The following is a 449-nucleotide window of genomic DNA, read 5'->3' as shown; positions in this document are numbered from 1 at the left end:
CAGGGCGCGCCGGCGTCTTCCAGGATCGTCTCCCATTCGCGCGCGGGCCTTGCGGCCAGCGCCTGCTCGATGATGGCGCGCAGCGCCGTCTCGTTCTCGTTGCGGGAAAACCAGTCGGCGAAGCGCGAGTCGGTCAGCGCGTCCTCGCGGCCGAGTGCGCTCATCAGGGCGCGATACTGCTTCTCGTTGTTGACGGCGAGCAGGATGTGGCCGTCGCCGCATTTGAACAGGTTCGCGGTCGTCCTGCGGCTCACCGCCTGGTTGCCCGACAGCGTCTGGCGATGGCCTGCGACCGACCAGTCGGCGATCTGCCCGGAGAGGAACGCCATGGTGGCCTCCAGCATGGAGACGTCGACGAGCTGGCCCTTGCCGGTGCGGTCGCGCTGGTACAGCGCGCTCGAGACGCCGAAGGCGGCAGTGGCGCCCGAGAGCACGTCGCAGACGGCAAA

At 69.0% G+C, this 449-nt stretch carries 1 protein-coding gene; it reads right to left on the bottom strand.

The window, feature by feature from the left end:
• Positions 1-449: CoA transferase (locus AACY08_RS29725; protein ID WP_339472666.1), on the bottom strand; the 449-nt coding region annotated here is incomplete at both ends.

This window comes from Pseudomonas sp. EL_65y_Pfl1_R83, assembly GCF_963970695.1.
GTDB lineage: Bacteria > Pseudomonadota > Gammaproteobacteria > Pseudomonadales > Pseudomonadaceae > Aquipseudomonas > Aquipseudomonas tritici.
The sequence above is the reverse complement of the archived record's forward strand: the minus strand, read 5'-3'. Positions and strand labels throughout refer to the sequence as shown.